At 57.7% G+C, this 24,423-nt stretch carries 27 protein-coding genes; 3 read left to right on the forward strand and 24 right to left on the reverse strand.

What is annotated here, in order from left to right; genetic code table 11:
* Positions 1-178: 178 nt before the first annotated feature.
* Positions 179-1,234 (forward strand): tyrosine-type recombinase/integrase, encoded by a 1,056-nt coding sequence (locus ISF27_RS03560; protein ID WP_194609152.1) that lies wholly within the window; start codon positions 179-181, stop codon positions 1,232-1,234.
* Positions 1,235-1,246: 12 nt separating this feature from the next.
* Here the strand turns inward: ISF27_RS03560 and ISF27_RS03565 are convergent, their stop codons facing one another.
* The 4 genes from ISF27_RS03565 to ISF27_RS13250 all read right to left on the reverse strand — a co-directional run bounded on the left by ISF27_RS03565 (position 1,247) and on the right by ISF27_RS13250 (position 4,470).
* The gene (locus ISF27_RS03565) at positions 1,247-1,888 is read right to left on the reverse strand and encodes a DUF4125 family protein (RefSeq protein WP_194609155.1); all 642 of its coding nucleotides are present in this window, start codon (positions 1,886-1,888) and stop codon (positions 1,247-1,249) included.
* 56 nt (positions 1,889-1,944) lie between these two features.
* Positions 1,945-2,958, reverse strand: coding sequence for a DUF4037 domain-containing protein (locus ISF27_RS03570; RefSeq protein WP_194609157.1), 1,014 nt, complete (start codon positions 2,956-2,958; stop codon positions 1,945-1,947).
* Between the two features lie 29 nt (positions 2,959-2,987).
* Positions 2,988-3,821, reverse strand: a complete 834-nt coding sequence (locus ISF27_RS03575; RefSeq protein ID WP_194609159.1) for a tetratricopeptide repeat protein — start codon at positions 3,819-3,821, stop codon at positions 2,988-2,990.
* A 127-nt stretch (positions 3,822-3,948) separates the two neighbouring features.
* Complete coding sequence (locus ISF27_RS13250; RefSeq protein ID WP_235986003.1) at positions 3,949-4,470, reverse strand: LysM peptidoglycan-binding domain-containing protein; 522 nt, start codon at positions 4,468-4,470, stop codon at positions 3,949-3,951.
* Between the two features lie 254 nt (positions 4,471-4,724).
* Here ISF27_RS13250 and lexA point away from each other — a divergent pair, with 254 nt between their 5' ends.
* Together lexA and purF are read left to right on the forward strand one after the other, a co-directional pair.
* A complete protein-coding gene (gene lexA, locus ISF27_RS03585; protein WP_194609161.1) occupies positions 4,725-5,345 on the forward strand; it encodes a transcriptional repressor LexA in 621 nt (206 codons plus the stop codon).
* Between the two features lie 274 nt (positions 5,346-5,619).
* Positions 5,620-7,053, forward strand: a complete 1,434-nt coding sequence (gene purF, locus ISF27_RS03590; protein WP_194609163.1) for an amidophosphoribosyltransferase — start codon at positions 5,620-5,622, stop codon at positions 7,051-7,053.
* Positions 7,054-7,253: 200 nt separating this feature from the next.
* Here the strand turns inward: purF and ISF27_RS03595 are convergent, their stop codons facing one another.
* The 20 genes from ISF27_RS03595 to ISF27_RS03690 form a co-directional block, all read right to left on the reverse strand.
* Complete coding sequence (locus tag ISF27_RS03595; protein WP_194609165.1) at positions 7,254-7,868, reverse strand: V-type ATP synthase subunit D; 615 nt, start codon at positions 7,866-7,868, stop codon at positions 7,254-7,256.
* 3 nt (positions 7,869-7,871) lie between these two features.
* On the reverse strand, positions 7,872-9,302 hold the full coding sequence (locus ISF27_RS03600; protein ID WP_194609167.1) for a V-type ATP synthase subunit B: 1,431 nt from the start codon (positions 9,300-9,302) through the stop codon (positions 7,872-7,874).
* Between the two features lie 12 nt (positions 9,303-9,314).
* Positions 9,315-11,096 (reverse strand): V-type ATP synthase subunit A, encoded by a 1,782-nt coding sequence (locus ISF27_RS03605; RefSeq protein ID WP_194609169.1) that lies wholly within the window; start codon positions 11,094-11,096, stop codon positions 9,315-9,317.
* Entirely contained in the window at positions 11,096-11,677 is a 582-nt protein-coding gene (locus ISF27_RS03610; RefSeq protein WP_194609171.1) for a V-type ATP synthase subunit E, read from the reverse strand. Before ISF27_RS03610 ends, ISF27_RS03605 begins: the two co-directional genes overlap by 1 nt.
* Positions 11,678-11,698: 21 nt before the next feature.
* The gene (locus ISF27_RS03615) at positions 11,699-12,004 is read right to left on the reverse strand and encodes a V-type ATP synthase subunit F (RefSeq protein WP_194609173.1); all 306 of its coding nucleotides are present in this window, start codon (positions 12,002-12,004) and stop codon (positions 11,699-11,701) included.
* A 1-nt stretch (position 12,005) separates the two neighbouring features.
* Positions 12,006-12,443, reverse strand: a complete 438-nt coding sequence (locus ISF27_RS03620) for an ATP synthase subunit C (RefSeq protein WP_194609175.1) — start codon at positions 12,441-12,443, stop codon at positions 12,006-12,008.
* 39 nt (positions 12,444-12,482) lie between these two features.
* Entirely contained in the window at positions 12,483-14,432 is a 1,950-nt protein-coding gene (locus tag ISF27_RS03625; RefSeq protein ID WP_194609177.1) for a V-type ATP synthase subunit I, read from the reverse strand.
* Positions 14,429-15,445, reverse strand: coding sequence for a V0D/AC39 family V-type ATPase subunit (locus ISF27_RS03630; RefSeq protein ID WP_194609179.1), 1,017 nt, complete (start codon positions 15,443-15,445; stop codon positions 14,429-14,431). Before ISF27_RS03630 ends, ISF27_RS03625 begins: the two co-directional genes overlap by 4 nt.
* A 21-nt stretch (positions 15,446-15,466) precedes the next feature.
* Positions 15,467-15,787, reverse strand: a complete 321-nt coding sequence (locus ISF27_RS03635; protein WP_194609181.1) for a hypothetical protein — start codon at positions 15,785-15,787, stop codon at positions 15,467-15,469.
* Between the two features lie 191 nt (positions 15,788-15,978).
* Positions 15,979-16,338, reverse strand: a complete 360-nt coding sequence (rsfS, locus tag ISF27_RS03640; RefSeq protein WP_194609183.1) for a ribosome silencing factor — start codon at positions 16,336-16,338, stop codon at positions 15,979-15,981.
* Complete coding sequence (gene yqeK / locus ISF27_RS03645; protein WP_194609185.1) at positions 16,331-16,924, reverse strand: bis(5'-nucleosyl)-tetraphosphatase (symmetrical) YqeK; 594 nt, start codon at positions 16,922-16,924, stop codon at positions 16,331-16,333. The genes rsfS and yqeK overlap by 8 nt, the downstream gene beginning before the upstream one ends.
* The gene (gene nadD / locus ISF27_RS03650; protein WP_194609187.1) at positions 16,921-17,601 is read right to left on the reverse strand and encodes a nicotinate-nucleotide adenylyltransferase; all 681 of its coding nucleotides are present in this window, start codon (positions 17,599-17,601) and stop codon (positions 16,921-16,923) included. Before nadD ends, yqeK begins: the two co-directional genes overlap by 4 nt.
* Positions 17,602-17,605: 4 nt before the next feature.
* Positions 17,606-17,908 carry a ribosome assembly RNA-binding protein YhbY gene (yhbY, locus tag ISF27_RS03655; protein ID WP_194609696.1) on the reverse strand — a complete coding sequence of 101 codons (303 nt, stop codon included), beginning with the start codon at positions 17,906-17,908 and terminating at the stop codon, positions 17,606-17,608.
* 6 nt (positions 17,909-17,914) lie between these two features.
* Complete coding sequence (gene obgE, locus ISF27_RS03660; RefSeq protein WP_194609189.1) at positions 17,915-19,204, reverse strand: GTPase ObgE; 1,290 nt, start codon at positions 19,202-19,204, stop codon at positions 17,915-17,917.
* A 104-nt stretch (positions 19,205-19,308) separates the two neighbouring features.
* A complete protein-coding gene (gene rpmA, locus ISF27_RS03665) occupies positions 19,309-19,599 on the reverse strand; it encodes a 50S ribosomal protein L27 (RefSeq protein WP_194609192.1) in 291 nt (96 codons plus the stop codon).
* Positions 19,600-19,602: 3 nt separating this feature from the next.
* On the reverse strand, positions 19,603-19,923 hold the full coding sequence (locus ISF27_RS03670; protein ID WP_194609193.1) for a ribosomal-processing cysteine protease Prp: 321 nt from the start codon (positions 19,921-19,923) through the stop codon (positions 19,603-19,605).
* A gap of 22 nt (positions 19,924-19,945) precedes the next feature.
* Positions 19,946-20,257 carry a 50S ribosomal protein L21 gene (gene rplU / locus ISF27_RS03675; protein WP_194609194.1) on the reverse strand — a complete coding sequence of 104 codons (312 nt, stop codon included), beginning with the start codon at positions 20,255-20,257 and terminating at the stop codon, positions 19,946-19,948.
* Positions 20,258-20,469: 212 nt separating this feature from the next.
* Positions 20,470-21,717, reverse strand: coding sequence for a ribonuclease E/G (locus tag ISF27_RS03680; protein WP_194609195.1), 1,248 nt, complete (start codon positions 21,715-21,717; stop codon positions 20,470-20,472).
* Positions 21,710-22,567, reverse strand: coding sequence for a TIGR03936 family radical SAM-associated protein (locus tag ISF27_RS03685; protein ID WP_194609196.1), 858 nt, complete (start codon positions 22,565-22,567; stop codon positions 21,710-21,712). The genes ISF27_RS03680 and ISF27_RS03685 overlap by 8 nt, the downstream gene beginning before the upstream one ends.
* Positions 22,551-24,422, reverse strand: coding sequence for a TIGR03960 family B12-binding radical SAM protein (locus ISF27_RS03690; protein ID WP_194609197.1), 1,872 nt, complete (start codon positions 24,420-24,422; stop codon positions 22,551-22,553). The genes ISF27_RS03685 and ISF27_RS03690 overlap by 17 nt, the downstream gene beginning before the upstream one ends.
* Between the last annotated feature and the right edge of the window lies 1 nt (position 24,423).

Below are 24,423 nucleotides of genomic sequence, written 5' to 3' on the forward strand. Positions count from 1 at the left end.
GAACAGATATCTTTATTTTAAGATATCGGGCGGAATAGCTCAAGAAAAATGCGAAGGCTTTACCATTTTTCCCCCTTATGCTAGAATTAGGATAAAATTATTCGGATAATCCTGTGTTTTTACGAACCAATCAGCAAGTCAGACAGCATCTGTACAGCGCGGAAAGGAAGGTTAATCCATGGCAGGGGAACTTACCTATCATGATCAGGAAAATATCGAGAATACCAAGCGCATGCGCGCCATACTCCGGGAACTCCCGCTGTTCTGCCGGGATTTTTTTACCGGTATTGAAACCAGGACTTCCGCACGCACGCGGCTTGCCTACGCCTACGACCTGAAGACATTTTTCGAATACCTTCATCGGGAAAATCCGGTTCTGTCAAAGACGCCGATCCGCAGTCTCACGATCGATGTGCTCGAGGAAATCACCCTGCAGGACATTGAGGAATATATGGACTACCTCAAATGCTATGACACCGATTCGCGGAGCGATGTGACCAACGCGGAGCGCGGAATCATGCGGAAAATTTCCTCACTCAAAAGCTTTTACAACTATTACTTCCGCAGGGAAATGATTAAGAACAATCCTGCTGCGCTCGTCGAGCTCCCCAAGATTCATGATAAGGAGATCATCCGCTTTGAGGTTGACGAGGTTGCCCAGTTTCTCGACGAGGTTGATGACGGCAAGGATCTGACCGACCGCCAGAAAAAATTTCACGAGAGAACCCGCGTCCGCGACCTGGCGATGATGACTCTTATGCTCGGCACGGGAATCCGTGTTTCCGAGTGCGTCGGCATCAATATCAGCGATGTAGACTTTCATGTGGATGGCATACGGATTCACAGGAAAGGCGGAAAGGAAGTGATCATCTACTTCGGTGATGAGGTGGAGGCTGCCCTCCGCGACTATATGAACGAACGGGAAAAGATCACCGCGGAACCCGGAAGCGAGGATGCCCTCTTCCTGTCCCTTCAAAATAAACGGATCAATGTCCGCTCTGTCGAGAAAATGGTCAAAAAATATGCGCAGATTGTGACTCCGCTGAAAAAAATCACGCCGCACAAACTGCGCAGTACTTATGGCACAAATCTCTACCGGGAAACCGGGGACATCTACCTGGTGGCGGATGTCCTCGGCCACGCGGATGTCAATACAACCAAAAAGCACTACGCCGCGATCGAGGATCAGCGCCGGAGAAGCGCGCGGGATAAGGTCAAGCTCAGGGAACCCTGAGAGGGGGCGTGATCAGCCTTCCGGCTGCCGGTTCTCCGCATCCGTGAGGCTCCGGTATCCATATTGCCGGACCATTGAGGTCATGATCAGCAGTGCCAGATTCTCACCGCGCGCCTTGAGTTCGAGAAGAAACTTCCGGTATAACTCGAGTGTATGCGCGGAATAGGTCGACAGCTCCCCACGTTCATACGTCTCAAAGGAAGTCTCATACGACGTATCCTCCCGGGTATACAGGACACGATTCCCAGACGATAGGCGCGGATACTCCCGGCAATATTCCTCCATCCAGGAGATCTCCTGGGCTACACATTCCTCAATGATTTCCCGGGATTGTTCCGGAATCTCGGGCAGGGCAGAGCTGAATCTCCGGTATTCTTCCGGTGCCGTGGACGCCATCATCCGCGCATATTTTTCCATGGGAAGGTTCCGCCCCGTCCGAAGGGCGTCCCTGAGATCCTTAAGATAGCTCTCCGCCAGTTCCTGCGGCCAGGCAGAAAATTGAGCCCGTCTCATGATAGCAAATGTGTCCGGTCTGTCCTGGCAGTCTGCCCGGCCGCCTTCATTGTGGACGCGCTGAAACATCTCCCACTCTATCGCGATGATTTTTTCTTTAACCGATTCCGGCGCACTCGTCCGCGCCTCATTTTTTTTCATTGGATCATTACCTCCCGCGAACCCGGGAGCTACACTCGTAAGTCGGTGTCCTCTCGTTAACCTTCCAGGACATGGCATCGGGCAAGCTCAGGATCCTGAATCTTAGCCATGATATCCCACGTATGGCGCTCCAGAAAATTGTCCGTGCCCTCAGTCAGTCCTTCCCTGCGGAGCTCGGATAGCGTAAGCCGGCAGATCTCCTCGATTTTCTGTACACATGGGTCATTCTGGTTGACTTCCGGCAGCGTTTCCGGATGTTCCCAGAGGGATACATCCGGCCGAAGCCGGGAAATTTCGCCAATCAGGGGCACTGCCCCGGCAAGCCGCATCGGTCCCGAAAAACGCGGCCCAAAGATGAGATGCTTTCCATCCCGAAGGTCGGTCAGCCCCCGATATAGCCATTTGTCATACGGGGCATAGACGGAATTGCAGAGATAGATCATCCGCATGGCGCTCCGCATAAAGTCCGCGAGTGCAAGGCAGGCCGAAACCACATCCCCGCGCCGCATCGCCCGCGCGTAATTGTACTGGCCGGAGCGCGACATCTCCGCGGCTCTGGCAGCGATCTTCTTGACCCGCACATCCTCCGGGTAATACGCCCGCACGGCATCCCGGATCCGGGAAAACTCTCCTGCCGGATCCTGATACACCTCGCCGCCGGAAAGCAGGCAGAGAAAATGCTCAGGAAGGTTCAGCCAGCGGCGCAGGTTCCGCGGCGGCTGTTCGGCGCCCATAAAGCGGGCAAAAAAGCTGTGAAGTTCCATGACGCCGACGCGCCCGGCCCCGCGCCTGGTTTCCAGCCGGCGGACACCCAGAAATTCCCCAGGCAGCTGCTCGTATGCTGCCTGCAGCCTGCGCCCATAACGCTCTGCGTCTTCCGGGGAAAGCCAGATGCAGAAGCCGGGTCCGAAATCGTGATCCTGTGAAAATTCATCATCAAATCCGAGGCACTCCGAGCCCTCGCCGACAAGGCCGACGGCCGCCCGCTCCATCATCTCCGGAAACTCCCGGCGAAGAATCGTGCCTGCGCATTCCTCAAAATAGCGCCTGCAAAGTTCAAGTCCTTTCATCACGCAGCCTTAGCTTTCCTCCCATGACCTCAGGAGTTTTCTTTCCGGGAAGGGGATTCCTGCGATTTTGCCATAAGTTCCCGGACAAACGCGATATTCTTCTCCAGCATCCGGCAGTAGTCATTCTCCCCGTACCGGTCTTTTGTCTCCTTGAGCGCCTTCTGATAATCGTCGATGGCTTCAGCATAGTCGTGATTGCGGACGGCAAGCTCGCCGGACGCGGCCAGGAGTGCTGCAAAATGCGGATCCCGTGATCCCTCCTCGGAGGCAAAATAGAGATACACCTCCTGCAGGGTATCCGCTGCCTCCTTGAGGCGCTCAAGCCGCATAAGGGCGTAGGCGATGCTGATCCTTGTTACCGCCGCCTCGCCGGCACAGTCATCGAGCCCGGAGACGATCTCCAGCGCGCTCTCGAGGTATTCCAGCGCCTTCCCGGCATCCCCCTTCGCCTCATAGACGCTGCTGATATTGTTGAAGAGGCTGGCCATCTGGTAGCTGCCGTCCAGGCCGTTCTGCCGGAACAGGTTTCCGGCTGCCGCATAAAGCTCGAGAGCCCGGTCATAATCTCCTGCCCTGCTGTATGCCGTTGCGGCATTGAGCAGGGTTGTCCCATGCTGAGCGGTTCCGGTGAGGTTTAACCGGTCAACAAGCCCGAGAGCCTCCCCGGCGCACTCCGCCGCCTGACCTGCGCGGCCGGTCGTCCGGTAGAGACCCATAAGTTCGTTCAGAAGGGTAAGGCGCGAGGCGTCATCCGCCATAAGCCTGGCGTCCTCAAGCCAGTTATTCAGCATCTTTTCCGCTTCCGGAAGATTCCCGTCCGCGTAGAGGCTGTCCAGTTTTTCCAGTTGATCTTTCAATTCCATAGTCACTATTCCTTTCCGCCTGTTCTCAGTTTCCTCATCGGCAGGCTGCGGCAAAAGCAGAATGATATCCAAGCACAGTATAGTATATCAGAAAATCATCCGGATTGCCGGGACTGATCAGAATTGTTCAACGGAAATAGCACACGGTGAGATAATGCCCGGCATGAATATCCAGCCCGGAAATACTGTTCATGTGGCGGAGCTCGTCGACATACTCCTCATCAGTCATCCCGGAATGCCGGTTATATTCCCTGGCAATCGACCAGAGCGTGTCGCCGCTGCGGACAGGGACGCTGGTATAATACTTCCGGTATCCGTCCCGATCTGCACGGATCATAGATAAATATTCGTCATGAGCATCATTTTTCCCGACATCCGCGGCAGCCGGGCCTATACCCTCAGAGAGGGAAAGCAGGCCGGATATGAGAAGAATAGCTGTGCTGGCAAGAAAGAAGGTGAGCAGCATCCGGCATGCCCTGACGACGGGTTCCGGGCGCAGCCTGCCAAAGGGCAGGCTGCATCTCTCACGGAAGTTTCTCTTCCCGGATCCCGCTGCGGCCTCACCGGACTGCGGATAGAGCGTGATGATCTCCGGACCGGGAAAAAACGATGTCTTCGCTGCGGCTGATGAAGAATGCACTGATGCCATAAAGCTGATGCCCCCTTTTTTCTGAAACCGTCCGTCAAGCCCTGCTCGGCAACCGGATGTTCGGCAAACATGTATTCGTAAGAACATTCGTTCTTTAATTCCTGAGCTGATTATAAAATGCGAACATCCGTTTGTCAATCGAACAAATCATAAATTCGAACAATAGTTTGCTTTTTCTCCCCCGCTGTGGTATCATGACATCAGGTAAATGATTAAGTTCCGGCAGTGTTCCGGCTGCCCCGGAGGAATCGAATATGGCAAAATCAACCGAACTGTCCGACAAGCAGAAGGAAATTCTCGAATATATCAAGGAAGCATTGCTGAACCGCGGCTATCCGCCTACCGTGCGCGAAATCTGTGAAAAAGTCCACCTGAAATCGACTTCCTCGGTACACGCCCATCTCGGCGCCCTGGAAAAGAAGGGATACATCCGGCGGGATCCGTCAAAGCCGAGGGCAATTGAGATCGTGGATGAGGACTTCTCTCTTCCCCACCGGGATATCGTCAGCATTCCCCTGATCGGCACTGTTGCCGCAGGCCTCCCGATTCTTGCCGAGCAGAATATCGAGGGATATTTTCCCATGCCCGCAGAGATGCTCCCCAACAAGCAGGTTTTCATGCTGAAAGTCAAGGGGGACAGCATGGTCGATGTAGGTATCTACAGCGGGGACAGCGTCATCGTGGAGCAGGAGGACACCGCCACAAACGGCGAGATTGTCGTCGCCCTGGTCGACGACTCCGCCACCGTCAAGCGTTTTTATAAGGAGAAGAATTTCTACCGGCTTCAACCGGAGAATACCACGATGCCTCCCATCATTGTGGATCATGTCAAGATTCTCGGAAAAGTGATCGGGCTGATCCGGATGATGCACTGATTCCTGCACTTTTCCGTCAGCTGACAGGGCTTTTTGCCGCATATTTTTGACTTGACCCGCGGAGAATCGGCAGATATACTGTCTAGGAGAAGCAGGGACACTTCTGTTCACAGTCAGGTTGCCTCTGCTTTTTGCATCGATCGTGCAGTCTTCCGCCGTCCGTCACGGCGTCTCCCTGCATGGCCACTTGCCTGTTCTTAGCTTCTCTTATACAGAATACGATCCCGGCCTTTTCATTGGGATCGCGGTGTATCGGGTAAACGGAGGGACAAACATGAATCCATCTGTAACTGGTGTACACGAGGAATGCGGTGTCTTCGGCATCTATGACATCCATGGCGGCGATGTCGCCCACAGCGTTTATTACGGACTGAGCGCGCTTCAGCACCGCGGGCAGGAATCCTGCGGCATTGCGGTGACCGACACAAACGGCCCGTTCGGGAAGGTAGACTGCCATCGGGGTCTCGGCCTGGTCAACGAGGTATTTCACAGCCATGACATCGAAAAGCTTCACGGCAATCTCGGTGTCGGCCATGTACGCTATTCGACAACCGGCGCGACGACCATCGAAAATACACAGCCGCTCGTGCTCAATTACATCAAGGGGACGCTCTGCCTCGCCCATAACGGCAACCTCGTCAATGCCGCGGAGCTCAGGCAGGAGCTGGAACAGACCGGTGCCCTCTTTACGACCACGATCGATTCCGAGGTCATCGCCTATCTGATCGCGAAGGAGCGCATCAATGCCCCGACCGCCGAGGAGGCTGTGGTGAAGGCGTGCGGGAGGCTGCGCGGCGCGTATGCCCTCGTCGTCTCCAGCCCGAGAAAGCTGATGGGAATCCGCGATCCTTACGGACTGCGGCCGCTCTGCATCGGCCGCCGGGATGACGCCTGGATCATCGCCTCCGAGAGCTGTGCCATCAGTTCCGTGGGCGGGACCTTCATCCGGGACGTTGAGCCCGGAGAGATTGTCTCCATCACACCGGAAGGAATCCAGTCCTACCATCTTGAGGCCAAGCCGGCCCGCGCCCACTGTGTCTTTGAGTATATCTATTTTGCCCGTCTCGACTCAAAAATTGATCAGATCAGTGTCTATGAGGCGCGCCGTCTCGGCGGGAAAATCCTCGCGAGAGAATTTCCGGCCGAAGCGGATCTCGTTGCCGGGGTTCCGGATTCCGGCCTGACGGCAGCCTACGGCTTCGCCGAGGCTTCCGGCATCCCCTTCGGCATGGTATTTCACAAGAACAGTTATGTCGGTCGGACGTTTATCAAGCCGACACAGGAGGAACGTGAGGACAGCGTCAAGATTAAGCTGAACGTAATCGAACCGGCGGTCAGGGGAAAACGCCTCGTCCTCGTTGACGATTCCATCGTCCGGGGAACCACGATGAAGAACCTGATCCGGGATCTGAAAAAAGCCGGGGCACTGGAAGTGCATGTCCGCATCTCCTCCCCGCCATTCCTCTATCCCTGCTACTTCGGGACCGATGTCCCGGGAACGAACTCACTGATCGCGCACCAGCATTCTGTCGAGGAGATCCAGAAGGAGATCGGCGCAGACAGCCTGGGCTACATGACGGTTGACGGTTTGCGCGAGATTGCCGGAGGCCTTCCGATCTGCAATGCCTGCTTCACCGGAAAGTATCCGATGGAGGTTCCGGATCACGAGATCCGCGATGCCCTGGAATCAGGATGCCGGCATTGCTGAGACAGCAGCCGCCTGAATTCTCCGGCAGATGAACAGCACACAGGCCGGGAAGAAACGCTTTCACGTTTCTTCCCGGCCTGTGTGCTGTTTCCGAACATGCGGGGGAAAACCCGCAAAATGATTGCTTACGGACGGCTTCGCGGCCTTTTTTTCCCTGCGTGTGGTGTTCCAAACGCCGCAGGCGCCCGGGACATCACATTTCACGCATGCTGCCTCTTAATGACCTTGAGCCTCGTAAACTCCTCCCGGTCCTTCTCCTCCAAGGCATCCGAGATCGTCTTGGACAGGTGCTCATAGGACGGTATCGTGATGTTCTTCAGGGCATTTGCCCTCTTCTGCGTCTTCCGGATGTTCGTCGCAAGACGGTAGCAGGAATTCTCCACGGAGGAGAGGCGGATCGTCAGGTCTTTCACCCGCGCAAACTTGATTCTCGCATTGTCCAGTGCCTCGCTGGTTCCGGCGAGGGAGTACGTCAACGTAACCGGCTTTTTCTCATAGCGGACCAAGGGGATATCCGTCCCCATGATCGACCGGTATTTCACCGACAGGCTGGTCTCCTCGGGAACCGTGGATGCGGCCTCACGGACAGAATTGATGCCAAGGTCGATATTGGCCTGCTCAAGAGCCTCATAAGCCTCGCGGAACGTGACGTCAATCTCCTTCTGGATATCCTTGGCCTGGTCGATCAGCGTCGTCAGCTCCCGGATCAGGATATTCCGCTTCCGGTCCATCAGGGAATAGCCCTGCCTGGCGAGTGCCAGGGAATTTTTAGCCAGAATCAGATTTCCCTTCGTCGGAAATGAATTGAGATCCATACGTTATCCCTTCCCGTTCTCGGAATTTTTCTCGGAGGCGTCCGGGTCTCCGCTGCCTTTTTTCTCATAGAACTCATCCAGAATCTTGGTATCGATCCGATCCAGTTCGGTCCTCGGCAGCTTTCGGAGAAGCTCCCAGCCGATATCGAGCGTACGGCCGATCGTCCTGTTGTCGTGGGGATCCTGATTGATGAACCTGTGCTCGAAGTCGCGGCCAAACTCCAGATAGCTCCGGTCAAGGTCGGTCAGCTCATCCTCTCCGATGACGGACGCCAGCGCCCGCACATCTCCCACGTGGGCATAACAGGCGAACAGCTGGTTCGCCACATCCTGGTGATCCTTCCTCGTATAGCCGTCGCCGATACCGTCCTTCATCAGGCGGGACAGGGACGGGAGAACGCTGATCGGCGGGTAGATGGCCTGGCCGTTCAGCTCGCGGTCGAGAACGATCTGCCCCTCGGTGATATATCCGGTCAGGTCGGGGATCGGGTGGGTGATGTCATCGTTCGGCATCGTCAGGATCGGGATCTGGGTTACCGACCCCTTCCCGCCCTTGACAATGCCGGCGCGCTCATAGATCGTCGCAAGCTCCGAGTACAGATAGCCGGGATAGCCCTTTCTGGACGGGATCTCCCCCTTTGAGGAGGAAACCTCACGCAGCGCCTCGCAGAAGCTGGTCATATCGGTCAGGACAACCAGGATATTCATCTGTTTCTCAAAGGCCAGGTACTCGGCAAGGGTGAGCGCCGCGCGCGGCGTGATCAGCCGCTCGACCACAGGGTCGTCCGCCAGGTTGATAAACATCGCGACATGATCCAGGACACCGGCTTCCTCGAAGGTCTTCCGGAAATACTGGGCGACATCGTATTTTACCCCCATCGCCGCAAAGACAACGGCAAAGGACTCGTCGGACGCGTCATCGCCCAGCGAGGACTGCGTGACAATCTGCGCCGCAAGGCGGTCGTGGGGAAGGCCGTTGCCGGAGAAGATCGGCAACTTCTGTCCCCGGATCAGGGTTGTCAGGCCGTCAATCGCGGAGATTCCGGTCCTGATGTAGTTGCGCGGATAGACACGCTCCACCGGGTTGAGCGGCATGCCGTTGATGTCCCTCTCCTCCTCCGCGGTGATCTCCCCGAGGCCGTCGATGGGATTGCCGATCCCGTCGAATGTCCTCCCCAGCATATCCTGGGAAACCGGGAGCATCATCGGCCTCCCGGTCAGCCTCGTGTGTGTATTGCGGAGAGCCATCCCGGAAGTCCCCTGGAAGACCTGGATGACCGCCCGGTCACCGTCGATGCGGATGATGCGCCCGAGCCGCCGGTCACTGCCGCCGACGTTCATTTCCACGACCTCATCGTACTTTGCGCCCTGAAGGCCCTCGAGCACGGCCAGAGGCCCGTTGATCTGACTTAATCCCAAATATTCCACTGACATAGTCCGGCCTCCTTATGCGTTTTTCTCGATAACATGGTTGTAGAACTGGTCGATCTCAGCGCGGAGCCCGTCAAACTTTTCCGGTTCGTCGTTGCCGATCGTGTACTTGATGTTGATCACATGATCCCATACCGGCTCATCCAGCATCACGCTGAGCGGCATGCCCATTTTCACGAGGGCTTCCGCCTTCTCGTCCAGGTAGAGGATGATTTCCATCATCTCATACTGCTTCTTGAGCGGGACATAGGTGTCCACCTTGTGGAAGGCGTTCTGCTGGAGAAATCCTGTCCGGATAACCTTCGCGATCTGCAGCGTCAGCCGCTGGTCGTCCGGCAGCACGTCCGACCCCAGAAGCTTCACGATATCCTGGAGGGCCGCCTCACGGTTCAGGATCACCATAAGCCTGTTCCGATCATCGTAGAAGCGCGGATTGACATTCTTCGCGTACCAGGGCTCCATGTCCCCGATGTACTCGGAATAGGATGTGTTCCAGTTGATCGCCGGGAAATGCCTGGCGTAGGCGAGCGCCTTGTCCAGCCCCCAGAAACAGCGGACAAACCGCTTGGTATTCTGGGTGACCGGCTCGGAGAAATCACCGCCCTGCGGGGACACGGCGCCGATGATCGTGACAGAGCCCTCCTCCCCGCAGAGGGTGCGGACATCCCCTGCCCGCTCATAGAAGCCGGCCAGACGGGACGCAAGATAGGACGGATAGCCCTCCTCGGCGGGCATCTCCTCGAGGCGCCCGGAGAGCTCGCGCAGAGCCTCCGCCCAGCGGCTGGTGGAATCCGCCATGATGGCCACACTGTAACCCATATCGCGGTAATACTCTGCCAGGGTGAGGCCGGAATAGAGGCTTGCCTCCCGGGCAGCCACCGGCATGTTCGACGTGTTGGCAATCAGCACGGTCCGGTCCATCAGCGAGTGGCCGGTCCTCGGATCGGTCAGCTGGCTGAATTCCTCGAGAACCTGCGTCATCTCGTTGCCGCGCTCACCGCAGCCGATGTAGATAATGATGTCCGCATCAGACCATTTGGCAATCTGATGCTGCATCATGGTCTTGCCGGTTCCGAATCCCCCGGGGATGCAGGCGGCGCCGCCGCGGGCAATCGGAAACAGGGTATCGATAATCCTCTGGCCGGTGACCAGCGGACGGGACGGCGTATAGCGCATCGCGCTGGGCCTGGCCTCACGGATCGGCCATCGCTGCATCATCGAGATCTTGACCTCATCCCCGCTCTTCCTCTGCAGGGTGAGCAGAGGTTCCGTAATCGCATACATGCCGTCCGGAACGATGTCCAGCACATAGCCTTCCATGTTGGGCGGAAGCATGACCTTGTGCATGATCGAGGAGGTCTCCGGGACCTCGGCGATGATGCTTCCTGCCCGGAGATAATCCCCTTTCCTGGCAATCATGTGCGTCTTCCATTTTTTTGCGGTATCCAGACTCTCCACAGAGACACCGCGGCTGATGTAGATCCCGTCCCGGAGCGCGATCTTGCCGAGAGGTCGTTCAATACCGTCGAAAATCATGTTCAGGATGCCCGGCGCAAGCGTCACCGAGACAGCCTCCCCGGTTCCGGTCACCATTTCCCCGGGCTCAATGCCGGAAGTCTCCTCGTAGCACTGGATGGTCGTCTTCTCGCTGTCCAGGGCGATCACCTCGCCGACCAGGTTGTCCCTGCCGACATGGACCATCTCATTCATCTTGAAGCCGACATCCCCCGGCACGGTGATGACCGGCCCGTTGATCCCGTAGATGACGCCGGACTTCGGCTTTTCCGCAGTTTCCATCAGCTGACGCCTCCCTCGATATGGTATTTGCCCCGGATTTCCTCGACCATCGTGTCGAAGGAATGGTCAATCAGGATATTTTTGGACGGAATGACCGCCCGCATGCCGCCGCCGAAGGAATAGCGGCTGACGATGATATCCGCCGAATTTTGCAGGGAAATCCGCTGGATTTTATCGGTGTCCGAGGGATCGAAATAGATCCGGACAGGCTCTCCGCCGGCAAATGCCATGCACTTGCGTACACAGTCGTCCAGATAGTCAATATAATCCTTCGTCGACATAAAGTCCGCGAGGCGGTTCCTGAGCTCCGTGAAGAGCATATCCTTTAACTCCTCCTGGACATGGGAAATCTTCCTTCTGGCTTCAATCTCATGCTCGGCAGTCTCCTTCCGGACCTCCCGGTCGATCTGTTCGCTCTCTTTTGCCACCCGAAGATCGGCGCGCCTTGCGGCATCTTCCTGGTGTTTGGCCAATGTCGTCTCCAGGCCCCTCCGGTAATCCGCGAGGACGCGGCCCGCCTTGTCCTTCGCCTCATCCAGGCAGGTCTCCTCAAATTTTTGAAGTTTTTCCTCTGTTGTCATGAATCCGAATTTCCTTTCCGCTCAGAGCTTTACCCCGATCGCCTCAGCAATGTAGGCGGTGATAAAATCCGGCCTGCGGCCTGTACCGTGCCGGTCCGGGATATCGATGAACAGCGGCGTCTTTTTCTGCTTATATCTGGTGACGACCTCAGGGTACTCCCGCTGGTAGCGCTCCGTGAGAAGGACAAGGCCGACCTCCGGATCCGCAGTGACCTTCTCAAGAGCCGCTGCCAGTGTCTTCGGATCCTTGGCGATTGTGCCTTCTACGCCGGCCAGGCGCATGCCAGTCAGGGTATCCATGTTGTCGCTGATCAGGAACATTTTCATCTCACAGATTTCCCAGGATCATGAAGGAAATAATCAGTCCGTACAGGCAGACACCTTCGGCCAGGCCGACGAAAATCAGAGACTTACCGAGAAGCGACGAATCCTCGGAGATTGCGCCGAGCGCTGCGGATGCAGCAGCCGATACGGCGACACCGCCGCCGACACAGCTGAGGCCGACAGCGAGCGCCGCCGCAATGTAGCCGAGTCCGGTAGAAAGGCCGGATGCGGCTGCGGCGCTCCCGGTTCCTGCCGCATATGCCGGCGCGGTCATGAAACCGATGGCGGTGACAGCAAGCGTTCCGAAGAACATCAGGATATTGCCTGCCAGCGCCCTCTTATAGCGCCCGCGGCTCCTCTCCCCGGCAAGAAAAGCGCCGAAGGGAACGGCAATCGAAAGAATCAGTGCGGCAGCGACAGTTATTTTCACAAGTGTGCTCATGATAAATCTCCTTCCAGGATAACAGATTGGTTTTCTTTGTCAGATATTCGCCTTGAACTCCCTGCCGGTTCCCCGGTAGAAGCGGGAGAAAAGCTCATAATATTCCAGCCTCAGCACCTGGATGCCGACGACAAGACCTTCCATGCCGCAGACAAAGAGATTGCCGAGAATGATCACCGCCGGATTCGGATTTCCCGACTCGGCACCGGCAAGCATGAGAACCACGTTCATCATCGCCGCGTGGCTGATCGCGAAGGCGCCCACACGGACGAACGACAGCGTATTGGAAAAATAGCTCAAGAGAACCTCAAACAGCTCGAAAAAGCCCTGGACAAAGAACATCACCGGGCCGGCTTTTTCGCTGTCCTGCTCCGCCTTCCTCTTCTCGATCAGCGCGGTCAGCGGTTCCTTGAAAAACTGCAGGAGCAGCGGGATGATCACAAGCACTGCCAGCAGCCCTCCTGCCGGAAGCGTTTTTCCGGCAAGGAACAGCGCGATCATGAGGACAATCGCCCCATAGAAAATCATCCCCGCGACGCCGTTTGCCGAAAAAAGCATTTCCCCGAGGGTCCCCGCGCGGAAGCTGTTGATGATGTTGAGCAGCATGCAGAACAGGATGAGCCCCATGCCGATGGCGATCGCCACCACAAAAACGACGTTGAGTTTTCCCACGCCGGGCAGCTGCATCATGGCCTCCGTCGGACGGAGCCAGCGGGCGGGAACGATATTCTCAAAGCCGAAGACCGAGCCGAACATGACGCCGAACAGGGAGGAGAAAATACCGCAGCAGGAGATAATCCCCGTCAGGCTGTTCCCGGTCCGCAGGTAGAGGAGAAGGCCGCCAACCAGCAGGCAGAGGCCCTGGCCGAGATCCCCGAACATGAAACCGAACATGAACGAGTAGGTGACCGCGATCAGCCATGTGGGATCCATCTCGTTGTAATCCGGAACCCCGTACATCTTCGTGTACATCTCAAAGGGCTTCAGGATCTTCGGGTTCTTCAGGAGCGTCGGCGGCTTGGATTTCGCGGTATGGCTCTTGTCATCGACGAGCGCGAAGATCTTCTTGTCGCTTTCGATTTCCGGATCCAGCCGCCTGGCCTCCTTCTCGGTCATCCAGCCGCAGATGATGTAGAACATGTGCTCATCATGCTTGGTGTAGGCGGCGTACCGCCGCACCTCAAAGATTTTTTCGTAGGAGTCGAGGCAATCCCTGTCCTCGATCAGCTCTCCGGCGTTGGCCGAGAGAAATTCCCTGACCCTTGCCTTATGCACCTCCACCTGCTTTTCCACGGCCGCGAGCTGGCTTTCCAGCTTTTCCGACATCGCCTTCGGCGTGCCGATAAATTCGTCCGGGATAAAGAGACGCTCAAAGTGCATGGAGGAATAGATCGCGTCTGTGCGGTCTTTCTGCCCGCTCGGTGTGAAATAGACCAGCCACACATAATCCCCGTTCTCGCGGCACTTGATCTGGATGCTGGAGACCTGGTCGTAGGCGAGGCTCGTAAAGCGGTCAAAATATTCCTTCGGCATCCGCCCGAACCTGAACAGGACGGACTTAAACTGGAGAATCCGGCGGATATCATAATCCAGGCCGGTGAACGGCCGGATCGTATCCAGCGAGCTCCTTACAGCCTCCGCTTCCTTTTCAAATTTGTCCCCGACGGCCTCAAGTTCCGCCAGCTTCTTCGCAAGATCATCGACGCTCCGCGCGCAGCGGCCGACATTCTCCGCGGTGTTTTCCCGCTCATAGGAGCGGTCGGAAACCTCGGTAAAGATATCGCTGTACGTCTCGATGATGTGGTGGACGGTTTTCCTCTCGCTGTCGTAAGGGTTCGCGGCGCGGAACGGGGTCAGCCCTGTTGTGGACCCGAGCTCGGTGATGGCATTTTCCAGCTGAATGTCATACCGGAGGAGATATTTCTCCACAACCCGGTCAATATCGTCCCGCGGACCGGTCAGGCTGATAAATCGCATTTTTTCGATCATGAACCGGTTCCTCCTTTTCCGTACCGGATTTTCTCCAGCGCGGTGATTATTTTTTCCAATTCTCTCTCCTTGCGGAAGAGATACGCGGCGATGCAGGCGATCGAATAATAATTCTTCCGGACGCTGCCGCCGTAGACGGCCTCAAACGCGCGGGTTTTCATTTCCTCCAGCGAGATCTCCCGCTTCCCGCCCGCCGGAAGAAGCCGTGCGTACGGCGAATGGGAAAGCACCTCGCAGAAAGCTCCCCTATCCGGCGCCGCGATCAGCCGGTCCCGGAGAACGGGGCGGAGCTTCCAGTGGATCGGGATCAGCCGCTTCCTGATCTCTTCGGGGCTCATGCTGTAATATTCCCGCATCCTGACGATCCAGATGATGTTCTGAATATCGATCTCCGATCCGATGATCTCCCTGAGGATAGCCCCGTCTTCCTTTTTCAGGCCATTTTTTTCCGCGTCCCAGAGAAGGCGGTAGCGGGTGAGGTCAACCGCGGCCTCGTAATCAGCGAGCTTCGCATTTCCCTCCGCGTGAAGCTTCCGGAACGCCGCGCCATACTGGCTCTTCTCCGCCGCCGCAAAGAACTCTTCCGGGGTTCCCGCCGCGATCAGCCGGCCGAGGTCCGCCTTCGAGGCGATCGAGAATATACTCTCCGGGCAGGAGACCCTGGCGAGGATCTCCTCGCCGCTCGCCGCATGGCGGAGACAGTGTTTGAGGACCTGCGCCTCATACCGGGAAGCATAGAGACGGAGAAAGGCCTTCTCCCGGATTCCGGAGAAGCGGTACAGCTTCAGGAAATCCGCGTACTCGCTCTTCCTGACCGCCTCCTCAATGCTCATCCGGTCTGCCCTGTCCGGCGGAATCTCGCTGATCAGGTTCCGGTAGGCGGGATATTCCGCAAGGACAGCCAGCGCCTCCGCGAAGGTCTTCTCCCCCGCAATTTTCCGGTAGTCGTCCTCACCAAGCAGATGACTCTGCATCGCCCGGATTTTGGCGGAGACGGCACCAAATTCCTGCATTTTTCCCATATTCCGCCTCTATCAGCTCTTCAGGACCTGTTCAAAAAGCCGGTCAACAGCCTCCTGGTGATGATCCTGGTAAAACCGTTTCATCTTGTCAATGCGCGCCGCCGTATCCCGGTTTTCCTGCTCGATCACGGCCTTCGCCTGAGCCTCGCGCTCCTTCCGGATTCCGGCGATACGTTCCTCTGTCTCTTTTTCGATCTGCTCATCAAATGCGGCTCGCCTGTCCTTCATCTCCTGGTCGACCGCCGCCTTGTCCCCGTCGATTTCTCCGAGAACGGAAGCAGCTTTTCCCTCGATCTCTGAGAGGCGGTCCACAATACTGTTGTTGCTCAGCATGAAACGCAGTCCTTTCCATGTGTAAAGTGCTTTGTTATTATTTTATCTAATCTCTTATTGTACTCCTCTATGCAGAAAAATGTCAGTCCTGTGCCAGATGAATATTGACAAAAAAGGCGGCATCCGCTGCCGCCTTTTTCGCCGTTTTTTCCAAATTTTTGCTTTTCACAGATATTTTTCTCAGGCAGCCGTCACAGGCTGTCCGGGGCAATCTGCTTTCCGTCCCGCCAGATCCGCTCCAGATCGTAGAACAGCCGGTCTTCCCGGGAGAAGATATGAATGACGATGCTGCCGTAATCGAGGAGGATCCAGCCGGCCGCCTGATATCCTTCTGTGCGGTGTTCGGTGAGCCCGGCCTTCGCCAGCTCCTCCTCGACGCTGTCGGAGAGCGCGTGGACCTGGTTCACACTGTCCCCGCTCGCGATAACGAAATAATCGGCGACAACAGACACGCCGCTGATGTCAATGACCCGGATATCCTCCCCCTTCTTCTCCCCGAGGGCATGGACAGCCGTCTTGACATAATCCCTGAGCTTCTGCGCTTCATCCATGGTTTCTCCTTTCCTCCCGGAGACGCAGGAAATCCTCGTAGGTCTCCCGGGTTTTCGAGTCGACCGGGGCTCCGGTGGACCGGAGATACCCCAGCACATTTTCCAGTTCCATCAGCACCGCCCCGTCGAGGTCAACGAACGCCTCCCTGCGGATGGCATCCATGCAGTCCAGCATCTTCCGGTCCGGCTCGATAAAGTCCGCCAGATAGACAATCTTATCCAATGTGGACATGCCCGGCCTTCCGGTCGTGTGGCAGGCGATGGCGGAGAGAACCTCCTGATCCTTCACCCCATAGGTGTGCTCCGCCATCCACGCACCCAGCGTCTGGTGCACGACGGAGGGGGTCCTCCGTTCCTCCTCGCGGAGGCGGACGCCCTTCTCATCGCAGACCGCGACGATCTCAGAGCTCTTCCACTGCTTTGCGCAGTCATGGAGGAGCCCGGCCAGCTCCGCCTTATGGATATCCGCCCCCCAGCGCATCGCGAGGGCAACGGACATGTAGCAGACCCCCAGCGTGTGCTCAAACCGCGCCGGCGGAAGCTTCTTTTTCAGTTTTTCCCGAATGGCAATATTCTCCGCGTTCATGAAAAATCTCCTTTATCCCGTCCTGCCCGCGCATCTTTGCCGATGCCGGAATCCCCGCCCCGGTAGAGGCCATTTTCCTCTATATAATCCGCGACGCGGCCCGGAACAAATTCCCGGATGGAAAGGCCGGCTGCCGCCCGCCGCCGGATCTCCGAGGAGGAAATCTCCATCTCCCGGCAGTGCAGCATCCGGATCCGTGCCCCATACTTTTTCCGGAGATATTCCATCTCCGGCGACAGCTCATCAACCTCCGGCCCCAGGGTCTCCTCATCCTCACGCCTGGCCGCAAGAAAAGGGATGTGGGTCAGGATATACTCCGGCTCATGCCAGCTCTCAATGTGGCGGATCGAGTCCTCCCCGGCGATAAACCAGAACTCGCTGCCGGGAAAATCCCTGGCCAGGCCCCGGAGCGTGTCGGACGTGTAGGTGCAGCTGCCTTCCCGGCGGAGTTCATAGTCGGAAAAGACAAATCCCGGGCAGTCCCGGATCGCCAGCCTGACCATGGCCTCGCGGTCTTTCTCCGGGGTGACGCGCTGTCCACGCTTGTGCGGCGGGATCTTGGAGAGGAGAAACCAGATTTCCTCCATCCCGTACTCCGTGTACGCCTGCCGCGCGAGATTCAGGTGTCCCAGATGGATCGGGTCAAACGTTCCGCCCATCAGACCGATTTTTTTCATCGCTCTAGTTCGGAAGGACGATCTTTCTCTTCCTCTCCTCCTTGGCCGGCTTATAGAGGACGATCTTGCGCCCGATGACCTGGACAACCGTCGAATGCGTCCGCTCCGCGAGCATCTGCGCGAGCGTATTCCCCTCATCGGCACAGTTCTTCAGGATCGAGATTTTGATGATTTCCCGTGCCTCCAGGGCTTCGGACACCGCCTGGGTGAGTTCCGGCGTGAGGCTGGATTTCCCGATCTGGAAAATGGGATCGATGTTCATGGCCAGCCCCTTGAGATAGGCGCGCTGCCTGCTTGTAAGGTTCATCATGATTTACTCCTTGTAATAGTCAAATTCATGGCCGTACATCCGGACGGTATCGCCCTCGCGGACGCCCATCTCCTCCAGCTTGTCGAGGATCCCCGCGGTCTTCAGGAACTTCTGGAAGAAGCGGAACCCTTTCTCGGAATCCAGGTTAGTATAGCCGAGCATCTTCTCAATCTTCGGCCCCTCCACCACATAGACGCCCTTGTCGTCCCGGACGACCGTGTAGGGAAGATCCTCCACCTGCGGCATAAACTCATAATCGGATTCGTAGACCACCGGCTCCCGGGGCATCGTCTTCAGGATGGCATTTGCCCGCCAGAGCAGCTCCCGGACGCCCTTGCCGGTAACCGCGGAGATCGGATAGACTTCCATGCCGCGCGGGCCGAAGGTATTCCGAAGGCGCTCGATGGGATCCTCCGCCCCTTCCTCAGGGGAAATGGCATCGATCTTGTTAGCGGCAATCAGCTGCGGCTTCTCGAGGAGGTTCGCGCTGTACTTCTCCAGCTCATGGAGGATCGCTTCCACATCCTCCACCGGATCCCTGCCCTCGGTTCCCGCCGCGTCAACCACATGGATCAGGACGCGGGTCCGCTCGATATGGCGGAGAAAATCCAGCCCGAGGCCTGCGCCCTCCGCGGCGCCCTCGATAATGCCGGGGATATCCGCCATGACAAAGCCCTGGCTCTCCCCGAGATCGACCACGCCGAGATGGGGGGAAAGGGTTGTGAAGTGATAGTTCGCGATCTCCGGGCGGGCGTTGGATACCCGGGAGAGCAGAGTCGATTTCCCGACATTGGGGAAGCCTACCAGGCCGACATCCGCGATGACCTTGAGTTCCAGGATGACCTCAAGCTCCTGCGCGGGCTTGCCCGGCTGCGCATACTGCGGCACCTGCATCGTGGACGTGGCAAAATGCATATTGCCCAAGCCACCCTTGCCGCCCCGGAGGACGACCACCCGCCGGTTCTCCCCGGACATGTCGACGATGATCTTCCCGCTCTGTGCGTCCTTCACCACCGTTCCCTCCGGAACCTTGAGGACGACGTCGGCGCCGTCAGCGCCGTGGCAGCGGCGCTTCTCTCCGTCTCCGCCGTTGCCGGCAATGTATTTCCGGTTATGCCGGAAATCATTTAAGGTGTTCTGGCCCTGATCCACCTCGAAGATGACGTCGCCGCCCTTTCCCCCGTCACCGCCGTCCGGGCCTCCGGCCGCGACGAATTTTTCCCGGCGGAAGCTCACATGGCCGTCGCCGCCCTTCCCTGACTTAATAAATATTCTGGCACTGTCGGCAAACATTACAATACTCCTTCTCTGTGTAAACCCGTCGCCAGGCGCCTCCGGCTTTTCAAGGCCTGGTCATAGCAAAAAAGCTCCGCACTTCCGTGCGGAGCCTCGGTTTCTTACGCGTTCACTGTCTTCGGATAAACGGAAACCTGGGTCTTATCTCTGCCAAGTCTCTCGAATCTCACGACACCATCTGTCAGTGCGAAAAGCGTATCATCACTGCCGCGGCCTACGTTGGTTCCGGGGTGAATCTTGGTTCCGCGCTGTCTGTAAAGAATGTTGCCGGCAAGAACAGTCTGGCCGTCCGCACGCTTGGCACCAAGTCTCTTGGACTCGGAATCACGGCCGTTCTTTGTGGAGCCGACACCTTTCTTGTGAGCGAACAGCTGAAGGTTCATACTGAACATAACTTACACCTCCCTGAAATTCACTTTGATGTACTCTTCCCCATAACTATCCCTGATGCTGGTCAGCCCGAGCACAAGGGAATCCAGAAGAAGCTTCGATTTTTCGCTGATCTTATCCGTGAACTCGAGGACAAAATAGCCGTCATCCTCCGAGGCACGGAAACGGTCTTCCGTGAACTTTTCCACGGAATTTGCCGTATTCAGGGCAAGGACGGAAACCGCGGCACAGACAATATCCCTGCCGTCGTCATCAAAGCCTGCGTGGCCGTCGATGACGATCTTCCGCTTCTCTCCCTGATCGGTATAGATATCAGCCTGAATCATGATCTGATTAACTCCGCCCGGATCAGGCGTTGATCTTCTCGATCTTCACTTCGGTGAAGAGCTGTCTGTGACCGTTCTTCTTGTGATAGCCTGTCTTCGGCTTAAACTTGTAGACGATGACTTTCTTTGCCTTCGCCTCGCGGACAACAGAACCGGTAACCGTAGCACCCTCAACGGTCGGCGTACCGATCTTGAGCTCGCTGTCGTTGTTGACCGCAAGAACCTGATCAAAGGTGACGGGCGACTCAGCCTCAAGTCCGAGCTTCTCCACACGGATCACATCGCCTTCGGAAACCTTGTACTGTTTACCACCGGTAGCAATAATCGCATACATCCTGATGGCACCTCCTCTAAAATAAACTCGCCAGTTTCGGCGTTGCCCAGCTGTTGGGCACACTTCAAGCCTCGCTGTGCGGCACACTGAAATATTCTATCAGGGATAAAACGGGCTGTCAATCCTAATTTGCAAAAAGTATCCGCCGCAAGCGCCTGGGCTCCCACATCGAACGAAGCAAAGCTTCGCGAGATGCGGGGGCTGAACAGTTCCTACGGTTCCGCCCCGGCGGGCCGGAGAACCTCCGCGACCGGCCGCCGGACCTTCTGCCTCGTGATCTCGACAAGACCGAGCCCGGTCATGTCCACGAGAACCGTCCGGACCGGATCCATGGAAAGGACATCCCGGAGGTGCCGGAGCAGGATGTCCACATCCGCCTCGTCCTCCATATTGACGAAATCGATCAGGATCATCCCCGAGAGGTTCCTCAGGATCATCTGCCTGGCTGCCATGTCCGCGGCCTCGAGATTCAGCCTGAGCACAGCCTGCCTCGATTTTCCCGGCCCGGCTGCCTTCGCGGAATTGACATCGATGACCGTCAGCGCCTCGGTCGCCTCGATGATGAGATTCCCCCCGGACTTCAGCCAGACCTTCTTTGCAAGCGCCTCCCGGACCGCTTTGTCCAGCGGCCAGGCTTTCGCGAGCGGCTGGAGCGGATCGTCATAGAAGGAAAGACTGGCCTCGTGCTCCGGCTCCTCCCCGCGGAAATACTGCAGAAGCTTCTCCCGGCACTCCGGAAGATCGGTGACCACCCGGTCAAAATTGCCGCCAGCGTCCCTGACCGCCCGAAGATAGCCCGGATCCGCACCATAGAGAAGGGAGTAGCACGTCCGCGTCTTCGCCGCCTGGGCTACCCGGTCTGCCGTCCCGCGAAGCCTCAGGATCTCGTCCAGAAGAAGCTCCGGCGCCGCGTCTTTTGCCGACGTCCGGAGTATGACGCCCTCATCCTCCCTGAGGAAACCGGTCAGCGCGTTTTTCAGCCGTTCCCGTGTTTTTTCGTCTTTTACCCGGTGGGAAATGCCGATCCCCGGCTTTCCCGGTGTGAGCACGGCATACCGGCCCGGAAATGCCAGATACCGGGTCAGCACCGGAAATTTGGTCTTCACGGCATCCTTCTCGACCTGGACCGGGAGCATGGTTCCCGTAGCGAGTTTCGTCATCCCGTTCTTTTCGAGGGCAAAATATCCGTTTTTTCCGGGCTCAAACTCGATGAAGGCGGCGCCGAGGTTCTTCACGACATTCAGCACCTTGCCGATGTAGATATTGCCGACGCGGCTCTCCTCCGGCTCCTCGGGGATGAGCAGGCGGATATGCCTGTCCTCAAAGAGGGCGGTCAGCAGCTGGCCGCCATATTCTGTGATCACAAAGGTCCGGATCGGCTTCCCGGTGCGCACGCCCACCGCCCGGGAAGCCTCTCCCGGTTCATTTTCCGCCGGGGAGGGCGCGCCGCACTTACTCATAAACTTTCTCCCCGCCGGAATGGACCACCGCCGGATCATCAGCCGGTTCCGGCGCCTCTGCTTCGGCTGTTCCTTCTATTGCCGGAGCTCCGGCACGGTTTCCGAAAAGCGGCTCCGTGTAGGAATACAGCGGCCGGAAATCATGCATTTCCCCGTCTCCCTCATCCGCGTAGAGCTCCTCCCGCTCGGTCTGGAACAGAAACCTCGGGTATTCTTCTCCCCGCGCCCGGAAATACGCCGTGAGAAGCTGGTCCGGCTTGACATTTTCCTGATTCCCGGAGGAACAGAGCAGGTACAGGCGCGGGTAAGGATTCTCCTCCCCGAATCCCCCCGTAACGATACGGATCTCATGAACCAGGGGGGCGAGATCCGTCTCCTTCTTTCCCTTCCTTGTCTCTTTCGTGAAGGGAATCGAAGGCGCGGAGCCGAATTCCCGGACCTTATCCCAGAACGCCGCCTCATCAGAGATGCCGAGCGCCGCCGCGCTCCCCTCCTTGAGCCAGACGGTGAAGGCGGCCGCCGCGGTGGCCGACATCGCGTTCTTCGCGCCGTCCCGGAGTTTTCCCGCGGTAAGCGCCCGAAGCTCCGGAACGCCCGCCCGGTTGATTGCCCGCACAAGCTCCTCACCGCTTCCCGTGAAGTCCGCGTCAATATCCATGTATTCGCTCCGGCTCATCATCCCCACCGAGAGCGGGGAGGCAAAGGACATGATCTGGTGGGGATTAAAGCCCTCGCTGTAGCGGACCGGGATGTCCGCCCTGCGCATCACCTTCTGGAAATACCGGAGGATATCCAGATGGCCGATAAAGCGGAGGTTCCCCTGCTTCACGAATTTAACCCTGATTTTCAAAGCAGACACCTCCTCCGAACCTTCTCGCCCCGCAGCCCATGCACTGCTGCCTGCAGTTTGGCGTGACCACGCCTTCCTTCGCCCGCTGCCATTCCCTCGCGAGGAAATCTTTGGTCACCCCGCAGTTGATAAAATCCCAGGGGAGCTTCTCCCCGACAGGCCGCTCCCGGTTGATATAAAAGCCGGGATCCACACCCTCTTCAGCAAATGCCCGCTTCCAGCGGTCCGCGTCGAAATACTCCGTCCAGGCATCGAACAGGGCGCCGTCCCGGTAAGCCCTCTCGATCACCGGGGCAATCCGACGGTCGCCGCGCGCAAAGACGCCCTCGAGCTCAGAGGTCGCCGCGTCATGCCAGCTGTAGCGCAGCGCCCGGTTATTCAGCATCTCCTTCTTCCTCGCGTTGACCACCGCGGCCTTCTCCAGGAACTCGTCCGCCGTGTCCATTCTCGCCCACTGGAAGGGGGTAAATGGCTTCGGCACGAAGAAGGAGGTGCTGAAGCCTACCTGCACCTTCCCCTTCCGTTCCTCCTTGGGAATGGTGTCATAGTAGGTCTCCGCGACCTTCTCCGCGAGCTCCGCGATCCCCTGGAGATCTTCCCGGGTCTCCCCCGGGAGCCCCAGCATGAAGTAGAGCTTAACCTTCGTCCACCCCAGCCGGAAGGCCATCGCGGAACCGTGGAGGATGTCCTCCTCGGTGAGCCCCTTATTGATGACGTCCCGCATCCGCTGGGTTCCCGCCTCCGGTGCGAAGGTCAGGCTGCTCTTCCGCACATCCTGGACCTTCTTCATCACATCGAGGGAGAAGGCGTCGATCCGGAGGGACGGAAGGGAGACATTGACCCCCTTCTTCTCATCATTTTCGATCAGATAATCCAGGATCTCCGGAAGACACCGGCAATCGCTGGTACTCAGCGAACTCAGCGTGATCTCCTCGTAGCCTGTCGAGCGGAGAATCCGGTCCGCCAGCTCCTCCAGACGTTCCGGGGATTTCTCCCGGACCGGGCGGTAGATCATCCCCGCCTGGCAGAAGCGGCAGCCGCGGATGCAGCCGCGCATAACCTCGAGCGTCGCCTTGTCCTGGGTCGCCCGGATGAAGGGAACCAGCGGCTTTTCCGGATAGACCGCGTGATCCATGTCCATGACCAGCTGGCGGGAGACCGAGGCCGGGACATCCGCGCTGGCCGGGGTCATCTCCGCGATCGTTCCGTCCGCCGCGTAGCTCACGCGGTAGAGCGAGGGCACATAGATCCCCGGGATCTTCGCTGCCTGGCGGAGAAAATCTTCGCGGGAGGAATTTTCCCGCCGGCACTTCCGGTAGAGCTCCATCAGCTGCCCGTAGACCACCTCGCCCTCGCCGATGTAAAACAGGTCGAAGAACGGGGCGATGGGCTCCGGGTTATAGCTGCACGGGCCGCCGCCGATCACAATGGGATCCTGCCAGGTGCGCTCCCCGGCGTGGAGCGGGATCCCGGACAGATCGAGAATCTGGAGGATATTGGGGTAGCACATCTCATACTGGAGCGTGATGCCGAGAAAATCGAAGTCCCGCACAGGATCCTGGCTCTCCAGGGCAAAAAGGGGGATATGCCGCTCACGCATGATTTTGTCGAGATCCGGCCACGGCGAATAGACCCTCTCGCACCAGATCCCCTCCTGGCGGTTGAACATATCGTAGAGGATCTGGATGCCCAGATGGGACATGCCGATCTCATAGACGTCCGGGAAACACATGGCAAAGCGGATATCCACCTTGGATTTGTCCTTCACCACGCTGTTGATCTCCCCGCCGATATAGCGCGCCGGCTCGGAAACCGAGAGCAGGATCTCGTCGGAAAGCGCAAGCTTACCACTCATA

Origin of the sequence: Clostridium vitabionis, from assembly GCF_015351765.1 — a bacterium.
Taxonomy (GTDB): Bacteria; Bacillota; Clostridia; order Lachnospirales; family Lachnospiraceae; genus Clostridium_R; species Clostridium_R vitabionis.

What these genes read in the sequence shown, in the direction of transcription:
- ISF27_RS03560 (WP_194609152.1), top strand. Translation starts at nt 179, where the DNA reads ATGGCAGGGGAACTTACCTATCATGATCAGGAAAATATCGAGAATACC.
- ISF27_RS03565 (WP_194609155.1), bottom strand. Translation starts at nt 1,888, where the DNA reads ATGAAAAAAAATGAGGCGCGGACGAGTGCGCCGGAATCGGTTAAAGAA.
- ISF27_RS03570 (WP_194609157.1), bottom strand. Translation starts at nt 2,958, where the DNA reads ATGAAAGGACTTGAACTTTGCAGGCGCTATTTTGAGGAATGCGCAGGC.
- ISF27_RS03575 (WP_194609159.1), bottom strand. Translation starts at nt 3,821, where the DNA reads ATGGAATTGAAAGATCAACTGGAAAAACTGGACAGCCTCTACGCGGAC.
- ISF27_RS13250 (WP_235986003.1), bottom strand. Translation starts at nt 4,470, where the DNA reads ATGGCATCAGTGCATTCTTCATCAGCCGCAGCGAAGACATCGTTTTTT.
- lexA (WP_194609161.1), top strand. Translation starts at nt 4,725, where the DNA reads ATGGCAAAATCAACCGAACTGTCCGACAAGCAGAAGGAAATTCTCGAA.
- purF (WP_194609163.1), top strand. Translation starts at nt 5,620, where the DNA reads ATGAATCCATCTGTAACTGGTGTACACGAGGAATGCGGTGTCTTCGGC.
- ISF27_RS03595 (WP_194609165.1), bottom strand. Translation starts at nt 7,868, where the DNA reads ATGGATCTCAATTCATTTCCGACGAAGGGAAATCTGATTCTGGCTAAA.
- ISF27_RS03600 (WP_194609167.1), bottom strand. Translation starts at nt 9,302, where the DNA reads ATGTCAGTGGAATATTTGGGATTAAGTCAGATCAACGGGCCTCTGGCC.
- ISF27_RS03605 (WP_194609169.1), bottom strand. Translation starts at nt 11,096, where the DNA reads ATGGAAACTGCGGAAAAGCCGAAGTCCGGCGTCATCTACGGGATCAAC.
- ISF27_RS03610 (WP_194609171.1), bottom strand. Translation starts at nt 11,677, where the DNA reads ATGACAACAGAGGAAAAACTTCAAAAATTTGAGGAGACCTGCCTGGAT.
- ISF27_RS03615 (WP_194609173.1), bottom strand. Translation starts at nt 12,004, where the DNA reads ATGAAAATGTTCCTGATCAGCGACAACATGGATACCCTGACTGGCATG.
- ISF27_RS03620 (WP_194609175.1), bottom strand. Translation starts at nt 12,443, where the DNA reads ATGAGCACACTTGTGAAAATAACTGTCGCTGCCGCACTGATTCTTTCG.
- ISF27_RS03625 (WP_194609177.1), bottom strand. Translation starts at nt 14,432, where the DNA reads ATGATCGAAAAAATGCGATTTATCAGCCTGACCGGTCCGCGGGACGAT.
- ISF27_RS03630 (WP_194609179.1), bottom strand. Translation starts at nt 15,445, where the DNA reads ATGCAGGAATTTGGTGCCGTCTCCGCCAAAATCCGGGCGATGCAGAGT.
- ISF27_RS03635 (WP_194609181.1), bottom strand. Translation starts at nt 15,787, where the DNA reads ATGCTGAGCAACAACAGTATTGTGGACCGCCTCTCAGAGATCGAGGGA.
- rsfS (WP_194609183.1), bottom strand. Translation starts at nt 16,338, where the DNA reads ATGGATGAAGCGCAGAAGCTCAGGGATTATGTCAAGACGGCTGTCCAT.
- yqeK (WP_194609185.1), bottom strand. Translation starts at nt 16,924, where the DNA reads ATGAACGCGGAGAATATTGCCATTCGGGAAAAACTGAAAAAGAAGCTT.
- nadD (WP_194609187.1), bottom strand. Translation starts at nt 17,601, where the DNA reads ATGAAAAAAATCGGTCTGATGGGCGGAACGTTTGACCCGATCCATCTG.
- yhbY (WP_194609696.1), bottom strand. Translation starts at nt 17,908, where the DNA reads ATGAACCTTACAAGCAGGCAGCGCGCCTATCTCAAGGGGCTGGCCATG.
- obgE (WP_194609189.1), bottom strand. Translation starts at nt 19,204, where the DNA reads ATGTTTGCCGACAGTGCCAGAATATTTATTAAGTCAGGGAAGGGCGGC.
- rpmA (WP_194609192.1), bottom strand. Translation starts at nt 19,599, where the DNA reads ATGTTCAGTATGAACCTTCAGCTGTTCGCTCACAAGAAAGGTGTCGGC.
- ISF27_RS03670 (WP_194609193.1), bottom strand. Translation starts at nt 19,923, where the DNA reads ATGATTCAGGCTGATATCTATACCGATCAGGGAGAGAAGCGGAAGATC.
- rplU (WP_194609194.1), bottom strand. Translation starts at nt 20,257, where the DNA reads ATGTATGCGATTATTGCTACCGGTGGTAAACAGTACAAGGTTTCCGAA.
- ISF27_RS03680 (WP_194609195.1), bottom strand. Translation starts at nt 21,717, where the DNA reads ATGAGTAAGTGCGGCGCGCCCTCCCCGGCGGAAAATGAACCGGGAGAG.
- ISF27_RS03690 (WP_194609197.1), bottom strand. Translation starts at nt 24,422, where the DNA reads ATGAGTGGTAAGCTTGCGCTTTCCGACGAGATCCTGCTCTCGGTTTCC.